The organism is Synechococcus sp. LA31 (assembly GCF_018502385.1).
Taxonomy (GTDB): domain Bacteria; phylum Cyanobacteriota; class Cyanobacteriia; order PCC-6307; family Cyanobiaceae; genus Vulcanococcus.
This window is the reverse complement of sequence record NZ_CP075523.1, coordinates 2742814-2752051: the sequence shown is the minus strand read 5'-3', so window position 1 is coordinate 2752051 and position 9238 is coordinate 2742814. Positions and strand designations below refer to the sequence as shown.

The window sequence follows — 9238 nt, the reverse complement described above, 5'->3', positions numbered from 1 at the left end:
TTAAAAGGTCGTGGCCCGGCGAGCGGATCCTTACTCCACTCCGGCAGCATCCCCCAAAGCATCAGGGCGGGTTGCACTTGGCCGTGCTCCTGACGCAAGGCCAGCACCGGTTCACCCGGCTTGATGAACGATCGCGGCGCATAGTGCTCCAGCAGCCCGGGTGGCAACGGACCGGCCAGACGAGGCAGGAGCTGGTCCAGGTGAGCAGTAAGGGAATAACGACCACACACGGCGAGAGCTGCTCCCGTTCGGTTCTCACCCACCACCAGGCCCGTGGGTGACCCCTAGTTTGGAGGTCATTACGGCCAATGCGCATGCCTATCCGCAAGGACGACACGCCCCCGAATCGGCGGTTCGGCATCGTGAACTTGGTGCTGATCGGCTTCGGGGTACTGCTCCTGGTGAGCAGCTTCCTGCCGAATCAGGGCATGCAGCAGGTACCCCGCGTGCCCTACTCGCTCTTTGTGAGCCAGGTTGACGACGGCAATGTGCGCCGCGCCTACATCACACAGGAGCAGATCCGCTACGAGCTGAAGGAGGCACCGGATGAAGGCGCCCCCAGCGTGCTGGCCACCACGCCGATCTTCGACATGGATCTGCCGAAGCGGCTCGAAGAGCATGGTGTTGAATTCGCAGCGGCCCCACCGCAGAAGCCCAGCTTCATCACCACGGCCCTGAGCTGGATCGTGCCGCCGCTGATCTTCATCCTGGTGCTGCAGTTCTTTGCTCGCCGCTCGATGGGCGGAGCCCAAGGTGCGCTGAGCTTCACCAAGAGCAAGGCCAAGGTGTATGTGCCCGATGAGGAATCACGGGTCACCTTTGCTGATGTGGCCGGCGTCGATGAGGCCAAGCAGGAACTCAACGAGATCGTTGATTTCCTCAAAACACCCGAGCGCTACACCGCTATCGGCGCCCGCATCCCCAAGGGCGTGTTGCTGGTCGGCCCTCCCGGCACCGGCAAAACCCTGCTGTCCAAGGCCGTGGCCGGTGAAGCGGGCGTTCCCTTCTTCATCATCAGCGGCTCGGAGTTCGTTGAGCTCTTCGTGGGCGCGGGTGCTGCTCGCGTTCGCGATTTGTTCGAAGAAGCCAAGAAGAAAGCCCCCTGCATCATTTTCATCGACGAACTGGATGCCATCGGTAAAAGCCGTTCTGGCTCGATGGGTGTGGTTGGCGGCAACGACGAACGCGAGCAGACCCTCAACCAGCTGCTCACCGAAATGGATGGCTTTGCTGCCAAGGAAAAGCCGGTGATCGTGCTGGCGGCCACCAACCAACCCGAAACCCTTGATGCCGCGCTGCTGCGCCCCGGTCGCTTCGACCGCCAGGTGCTGGTGGATCGCCCCGACCTTTCCGGTCGCAAAACGATCCTCGATATCTATGGCCGCAAGGTCAAGCTGGCCCCCGGGGTGGATCTCGACAAAATCGCCCAGGCCACCAGTGGCTTCGCCGGTGCCGACCTGGCCAACCTGGTGAACGAAGGGGCGCTGCTGGCCGCCCGGGCCAAGCGCACCACCGTGGAGCAGGGCGATCTCAACGAAGCGATTGAGCGCGTCGTGGCTGGCCTTGAGAAGAAGAGCAGGGTGCTTCAGCCCGATGAAAAAAAGGTGGTGGCGTATCACGAAGTGGGCCACGCCATCGTTGGCCACCTGATGCCAGGCGGCAGCAAGGTGGCCAAGATCTCGATCGTGCCCCGCGGGATGGCGGCCCTGGGCTACACCCTGCAACTCCCCACCGAAGAGCGCTTCCTTAACTCCAAAGAGGATCTAGAAGGCCAGATCGCCACCCTGCTTGGGGGACGCAGCGCTGAGGAGATCGTGTTTGGAGCCGTCACCACCGGCGCCGCCAACGACCTGCAGCGGGCCACCGACATCGCTGAACAAATGGTGGGCACCTATGGCATGAGCGATGTGCTCGGCCCGCTGGCCTACGACAAGCAGGGCGGCAGTCGCTTCCTCGGCGGCGCCAATAACCCTCGCCGCGTGGTGAGTGATGCCACAGCTCAGGCCATTGATAAGGAGGTGCGCACCTTGGTGGATCGCGCCCATGACCGGGCCCTCTCGATCCTTCACCACAACCGTGATCTGATGGAGAGCATCTCCCAGCAGATCCTTGAAAAGGAGGTGATCGAGGGTGATGACCTCAAAAACCTGCTAGCCAGCAGCGTGCTTCCGGAAGACGCTGTAGCGATCGTTTAAGCAACGCAGGCTGCTCTATCAGCAGCTCATCCCCGCCGCCAACCCTTGACGGCGGGGCCCCCAATCCCAGATAAGGGTTCTTTAAAGCAGGTCTCATGGCTGCCAGCAGCGGCTACCCAGCCTTGGCGGAGCTGAAAGGGCGAGACTTTCTCTCCTCCACCGACATCACCGCTGAGCAGACCGCAGCGCTGCTCCAGCTGGCTGCCGACCTCAAGGCCGGACGCAGCCAGATCGATCTGGCTGGCCGCACACTCGGCCTGATCTTCAGCAAAGCCTCCACCCGTACCAGGGTGAGCTTCACCGTGGCCATGGCCCGCCTGGGTGGCCAAACCATCGATCTCAATCCCCAGGTGAGCCAGGTGGGCCGCGGCGAGCCGGTGGCCGACACAGCGCGTGTGCTCAGCCGGTATGTGGATGCCCTGGCGATCCGCACCTTTGCCCAACAGGAGCTGGCGGAGTATGCCCACTGGGCTTCGATCCCCGTGATCAACGCCCTCACCGATCTCGAGCATCCCTGCCAGGCCCTTGCTGATTTCCTCACCCTCCAGGAGGGCTTCGGGGCGGTGAGCGGCCTCACCTTGAGCTATGTGGGCGACGGCAACAACGTGGCCCACTCCTTGATGTTGTGTGGCGCTCTACTGGGCGTGAACGTGCGGGTGGGTTGTCCAAAGGGCTATGAGCCCGACGCAGCGGTGCTCCAACAGGCGCGTGAACTGGCCGACGCGCGCTGCAGCATCGACGTGATCCATGAGCCTGTAGCTGCGGTACGCGGCGCCCATGCCCTCTACACCGATGTGTGGGCCTCCATGGGCCAGGAGGATGAAAAGGCAGCGCGCGAAGCGGCCTTCAGCGGTTGGTGCCTCAACGAAGAGCTGGTGGCTGAAGCTGATCCAAGGGCGATCGTGCTCCACTGCCTCCCGGCCTACCGGGGCCTGGAAATCAGCGCCGGCGCCATGGAGGGCAGCAGCAATCGCATCTTCGAGCAGGCGGAAAATCGCCTGCACGCCCAGCAGGCTCTTCTGGCAGCCCTCCTCGGGGGAACCTGAGCGCGTGCTTTAAGGCACCCAAGCCCACCAGCCACTCTCCCTAGCGTTGGCCGATGGCCGGCTTGCATCCATCCAGACGCTATCGGTGGAAGGCTCTGGCCATCGTGCTGATGGCCTCATACCTGCTGCCATGGGGCCAGCCTGCCCTGAGCCAGCAACAAGAGCTGCGGGGCGTTTGGCTCACAGCCAATGACATGCCCGTGTTGCGTGACCGCGCGCGCATGCAAGCCACTGTGGACCAACTGGCCGATCTTGCGTTCAATCGGCTCTATGTGGTGGTGTGGAACGGGGGCATGGCTTACTACCCCAGCACACTCAGCGAAAGCCGTGGCTTTCAGAACTTCACTTACCGCGGCTTGCAAGGGCAGGACGTGATTGGTGAGCTGATCAACGCTGGACGCAGCCGCGGACTGGTGGTGCTGCCGTGGTTTGAATTCGGCTTGATGGCTCCGCCTGATTCAGAGCTCGCCAAACAACACCGCAGTTGGCTTACCCAAAAACGCGATGGAGGTCTCACCTCTACCAGCGCAGCAGGGGAGGTGGTGTGGCTGAACCCCTTCCGGCCAGAGGTGCAGCAATTGATCACCGATCTTGTGTTGGAGGTGGTGAACCAATACGGCGCTGAAGGGATCCAGTTTGACGACCATATGAGCCTGCCGCGGGACTTCGGCTATGACCCATTCACCGTTGAGCTCTATCGCAAGGAGACAGGACAAACTCCGCCAGCCAATCCCGATGATCCGGCCTGGGTCACATGGCGAGCCGATCGCCTCACAGCGTTCATGCTGCGTCTGAGCGCGGCCATTCGCACAGCAAGGCCGGGGGCAATCGTGTCCATCTCCCCGAACTATTACGACTTCGCCTACAAGCTGCAACTGCAGGACTGGCGCAGCTGGGTGCAGAAGGGCATCGCTGATGAGTTGCTGATTCAGATCTACAGACCTGATCTGGCTAGCTATCTGCCCCAGCTGAGCAAACCGGAAGTGATGGAGGCTCGCGATCGCATCCCCACCGCGATTGCCCTGCTGAGCGGCCAGCGCAACCGCCCCACACCGCTGCCGTTGATCCAAGAGAAAGTTCGAGCCAACCGTGAGCAGGGCCTCGGCACTGGGCTCTTTTATCTGGAAAGCCTCTGGAGCCTTGGCCCAGAACCCACGAGCGAACGCATAGCAGGCCTGAAGCAGCTACTGGCACCGAAGGGCAACACAACCACCATCCCAGCGCCTTCACCACCACCTCCTCCTCCACCCGTACCACCACCTGCGCCACCGCCAGCACTCCCTTGAACCCAGCCCCTTGCCAGACGGCGCACTCAGCGGTACAAATGTATTGACGAACCGTTCTGTTGCTGGTGTCCACAGGATCTCCCGAGCCGCTCACCACTGCGCAACAGGAGCTCTACGACTGGCTCGCAGACTTCATCGCGCAACACCGCCACAGCCCGTCTATCCGCCAGATGATGGAAGCCATGGGGCTGCGCTCACCGGCACCTGTGCAGAGCCGGCTGCGTCATCTGCAACAGAAAGGCTGGATCACCTGGCAAGAAGGGCAAGCCCGCACACTGCAGCTGCTGGCCTCACTGACGCCCGGCATTCCCGTGCTCGGAGCCGTAGCTGCCGGCGGCCTGGTGGAAACGTTCGACGACGTGAGCGACCGCATCGACCTAGCCCCGGTACTAGAGACGCGGGGACTGTTTGCCCTCACCGTGAACGGTGACTCGATGGTGGATGCCCACATCGCCGATGGCGATGTGGTGCTGATGGAGCCCGTTCTCGAACCCAACCGCCTGCGCAACGGCACGATCGTGAGCGCTCTCGTACCCGGCAGCGGCACCACTTTGAAGCACTTCCACCGTGATGGCCGCCAGGTGCGACTGGAGGCCGCCAACCCGGCCTATGAACCACTCGTGCTGGATGCCGAGCAGGTGGCTGTTCAGGGGAAGCTGGTGGCTGTGTGGCGCCAGGTGTGAAGCCCATCCGCCCAGCACCCCTGCGGTGTAAGCTCTACCCATCGAAACGGCAGGCCAACAGGCCAGTTCGGGAGTCCAGCCCCGATCAGCCATTCGACCCAAAGGGGCCATAGCTCAGCTGGTAGAGCACCTGCATGGCATGCAGGGGGTCAGCGGTTCGAATCCGCTTGGCTCCACTTAATTCTTAGACAAACAGGCTCAGGGGTTAGCGCAAGATTCAGCGCTAAATCCTTGGTCGTTTTTTTTGCGCTAACTGCTCCTCGCGCAGAAACTCCAGCACCAACTGGTGATGAAGATGCAGCAGTCTCTGGCCCATCCCGATCGTGGCCAGCGGCAGGCTCTCTGTAGCCAGATTCTTAAGCAGCTCAAGGGATGGCCAATGGCCTCCAGCACCTGACGCAGCTGCGCACAGACCAGAACGCATGCAGCTCAAACAGCATTCCGCAGATAGTTGCGGTCACGGCGATTCGATAGGGGCCGGATCGCCTCACCCCGCGCCCTTGAAAGACCGACCAGCACGTGAACGGCTTGTCACCTACTGCCGAGTAGTAACAGGCTAAGAACTCGTCTATCACATCATGAGTTATGGCAATCCACCGCCCCAACCACAGCTAAGACGTTCAGCAGCATTCTGTCCCTGCTGCAAAAGCAGATCAAGACCATGGGTCGTCTCTTTTTTCAGGGGTTGCCAGAAGCGGCAGCAGTTTGATGAACGAGATAACGCAGGTTTCGACCCATTTACCCGCCCCTGACGCCTTGCTCGTCAGAACAACAGTGTGAGCTGGATTAGCCCACTCAGGGAGTCTGCTGCCGCCGATTTCGCCCCCACCAGCGGCAAAAAAGTGAGCGTTGGCTGCAGGTAGAGCGATCCAGCAAGAGCAATCTGCGCATAGGTTTGCAGCATCAGCTCATTCGCATTGAACTCCTGCGCAAGAAACTCGCGCGTGTTGAGCCTGGCCCAGGACAGACCCACACCCACACTGTCGTTTGGGCGACTCTCCAACGGGCCCTGGGCCGTCAGACCAGCGGTTATGGATGCCCCCATGGTGTTGCTGGTTGCGGGCGACCAACCGGCACTCATGAACCCATTGATACCGCTACTGTCGCGGTCTGGGCGAAAACTCGACAAACGCTGATCGAAGAGTCCATAGATCCCCCAGGCCCCCACTTCACTGAAACAACGCTCCGGGCTGATCTCGCTACAGACCACTGTTTCCCCACCCTGCGACCAAGCCCCAAAGGCAAGCGACCCTGGCTTGCGGGAAACACCGGCGACCCACCCGCCACCCACCTCAGCAATCGAAAACAGGGGGCCACTGAGTGATGGCGGCACCAGCCCGGTCTGCTCCGATGCGTCGCCGAGCCCACCGCGACCATCGAACACACCGGCGCTGACATACAAACGTCGCTTCAGGGCATCTGGCTGGAAGGTCATGGTCAACCCCAGCGCTGAGTTGGTGTATCCCGGCAACCGGCCTAGAAGGGTCGGCATGGAATAGACAGGGGTGAAGGCCAGGCTTGTGAGACTGGACACCTCATAACGGGCATCTTGAGTGCCATCGGGGCGGTTGACGTTGGCGAACTGCGTACTGCCCGATTGCTTACCAACGATCAGGCGCAGCTGACCATCCAGCAGATCCTTACGGATCGCAAATTCATAGAGCTCAGTTCGATCGAGAGGAGGAGCTGCCACGAGGCTGTTGCTGCCCTGAACACTGCCGCTGGCCACTCCGGCATCAGGAGTGGTATTGACCTGCAACCCCTGCACCCACAGCCAGGTGTTGTCGAAGCCGATCGCTTTTCCAAGATCCAAGCTGGCTTCCACCAGCAGCTGCTGGGCTCCATTGGAGGCCTCCACCGGCGTGGAAGGCGCAAGTGTGGATACACCTCCTGACCACTGCCCCGTGGCATTCCCAACCCAAACGCCGCTGAGTCGCAGCGCACCATCAGCAGGCAATCCAAGTAGGCGCCCCAACTCTCCAGTACCTGGGGCCATTTCAGAGGCAGCCGGGTTACTAGAGGGCACCACCGGTTGGGCACCGGCAGCGGAAAAACCCAGCAGCACGGGCGACAGAAGAGCGATGAACGCGCGGACTTCCATACCACCTTGAACCGGCCCATACAGCGCAACATGACAGATCCAAGAGGTCAAGTGTCGACCTAGCTGCAGTCTCAACGCACGAAATGCGGAGACAATGACTCAGTCAATCTGTGGTGGATTCCATGGGCCAGCGTTTGATTCTGCTTCTGATGTCGATCTGGATCACACTCTGGCCAGCCCTGCCGGCATCTGCCCTGGGCCCCCGCGATCTGGAACACCAACTGGGAAGCAAGCAGGGGATTGCCCAACTGATGCCCGCCTTCCGTGATGAACGAGGTCAGTTTCGCGTGCCAGATCCCACCAGGGATCCCCAGGCTTTCCTCAGAGCCCAGCAGACACTCACGATCCTGATCGATCAGGCTGAGAGCCAGGCACTCAATCGCCTGAGCCCGAAGGAGGTGCAGCAACGACTCAGCGCAACACCGACGCGGCTCCCCCCCAGCTGGAAACGGTCGGAGATTGCAGTTCGCACCGATGGACAGTCGGCGGACTGCGCTGATTCCGGGCCCAACTGCTCCGCCTATGGCTCCGCTTCCTTTCTCAACACCTTGGAACCGCTCAAGGGTCTTGAAAGAACTTTCTATCGCAGCGTTTCAGACGACGGCTCCGTTCCAGCCCTCGTTTACCTGCAACCAACGGCAGTGCCGAGCGTCAGCAGGATCCTGCTGGCAGCAGCCAATTCAGCCGGTGTCTGGATTCCGGCTGCCTATGCCCTCGGACCATCGGGCGGCGATGCCTTTCTGATCGTGAACAACTGCCTCGACCTAGCTCAGGAGGAGAATGGGGTTCTCAAACCAGCCGCCATGCTGGTGGCAGCTCTTCAATGGGTGGAATGACTACAACCAGCTCCACGGCTACAACGGGGAGAGAGAGTATGCCTAGAAATAGGCGCCACCGGTAAGCCCAAGCTGCCATCCGGAGAGGCCTAGTCGCGTTGTGAAATCACCTGCGGCCATGGCACAACCAATCAGGCAGACCAAGTTCTTCCAAACAAGATCGATAGCATCATCTATTGCAGACTGGACCCACTCATTTCCTTGGCAATAGATTCTACCTCAAACATAGCAAGCAGAACACAAGAATCAACAGCACCCATTACCCAGTGTGCGGCGTTCAGTCACGAGGTATCACAAGACCTTTTTCAACCAGGAGGGAAAGCAGTTTAAATCTGCTTGATTCCATCCTCATGAACTCAAGCACGACCTGAGTTTTTTGGCTGATCGAGGGTTATCAAAGTCCTACACGAATCCGTTCGTGCCGGATCGGCTTGGTGATCTGCGTTGTCACCTCACCGTCCACCGCCGCATCCACCCTGCCGCTCACTTGAGCCTGCACCGCGCCTGTGACGCCAACATCGCCCGCCACCTCGGCGACCACAGCACCTGTTACATCGGCACGCAAGGGCTTCTTGAGCTGAGGAACATCCACCTCGAGCGGCGCCGCCAACCGCACACCGTCCGGCAGCTTCACCGTGGCCTGCAGCGCCTGCGTGCGGATGGGGGCCTCAATACCCGTCACCACAGCCGACACCGGCAAGGGCTCATCTAGCGACAGCTTCACGTGCACGGGACCCCTGAACACCATTTCGTCGTCGGTGGCAATCACCCAACCCAGGATCCCGACCGAAAGCAGCAGCGACAGAGGCCAGCGGATCACGGTCAACACGCGGAGCAACAGCTGCGCTCGCGGGCCAAGGCCAGCTCCAGCGGGGGATGACATCAGGAGGTGATCCACAAGACCAAACCTCGGTACAGGATGAACACTTTTTACCTGGTATCCGTTACTACAATTCGCGCACGTTCATCCCTTCGTGGGACGCACGCCTTGGCAGCAGGGAACGGGGCTGCCAGTTTGAGGCAACCGCCATGAACACACTCGCTCTGATTCGCGCGCAAATCCTGAAGGCCCAACGCCTACACCAGGCTCA

The 9238-nt window shown here is 60.9% G+C and carries 8 protein-coding genes and 1 tRNA gene; 6 read left to right on the top strand and 3 right to left on the bottom strand.

Translation table 11 applies throughout. The features are described 5' to 3' along the window. The coding region (locus KJJ24_RS15020; RefSeq protein ID WP_250545043.1) for an SOS response-associated peptidase family protein at positions 1–230 on the bottom strand (230 nt) is incomplete at its 3' end. 84 nt (positions 231–314) lie between these two features. Between KJJ24_RS15020 and ftsH the strand changes: the two genes are divergently transcribed. From ftsH to KJJ24_RS14850, 5 genes are all read left to right on the top strand, one after another. Beyond that, positions 315–2195: an ATP-dependent zinc metalloprotease FtsH gene (ftsH, locus tag KJJ24_RS14870; RefSeq protein WP_214339878.1), complete on the top strand. Its 1881-nt coding sequence runs from the start codon at positions 315–317 to the stop codon at positions 2193–2195. A gap of 95 nt (positions 2196–2290) precedes the next feature. After that, on the top strand, positions 2291–3241 hold the full coding sequence (gene argF / locus KJJ24_RS14865) for an ornithine carbamoyltransferase (protein WP_214339877.1): 951 nt from the start codon (positions 2291–2293) through the stop codon (positions 3239–3241). Positions 3242–3294: 53 nt separating this feature from the next. After that, positions 3295–4527, top strand: a complete 1233-nt coding sequence (locus tag KJJ24_RS14860) for a family 10 glycosylhydrolase (RefSeq protein WP_214339876.1) — start codon at positions 3295–3297, stop codon at positions 4525–4527. Between the two features lie 59 nt (positions 4528–4586). Then, complete coding sequence (gene lexA, locus KJJ24_RS14855; RefSeq protein ID WP_214339871.1) at positions 4587–5210, top strand: transcriptional repressor LexA; 624 nt, start codon at positions 4587–4589, stop codon at positions 5208–5210. 103 nt (positions 5211–5313) lie between these two features. After that, positions 5314–5386 (top strand) — tRNA-Ala (locus KJJ24_RS14850). Positions 5387–5973: 587 nt separating this feature from the next. Here the strand turns inward: KJJ24_RS14850 and KJJ24_RS14845 are convergent. Further along, positions 5974–7311, bottom strand: coding sequence for a carbohydrate porin (locus KJJ24_RS14845; protein WP_214339867.1), 1338 nt, complete (start codon positions 7309–7311; stop codon positions 5974–5976). A gap of 149 nt (positions 7312–7460) precedes the next feature. Between KJJ24_RS14845 and KJJ24_RS14840 the strand changes: the two genes are divergently transcribed. Continuing rightward, positions 7461–8147 (top strand): hypothetical protein, encoded by a 687-nt coding sequence (locus tag KJJ24_RS14840; RefSeq protein WP_250544810.1) that lies wholly within the window; start codon positions 7461–7463, stop codon positions 8145–8147. Positions 8148–8541: 394 nt separating this feature from the next. Here the strand turns inward: KJJ24_RS14840 and KJJ24_RS14835 are convergent, their stop codons facing one another. Continuing rightward, positions 8542–9030 (bottom strand): hypothetical protein, encoded by a 489-nt coding sequence (locus KJJ24_RS14835; RefSeq protein ID WP_214339863.1) that lies wholly within the window; start codon positions 9028–9030, stop codon positions 8542–8544. Between the last annotated feature and the right edge of the window lie 208 nt (positions 9031–9238).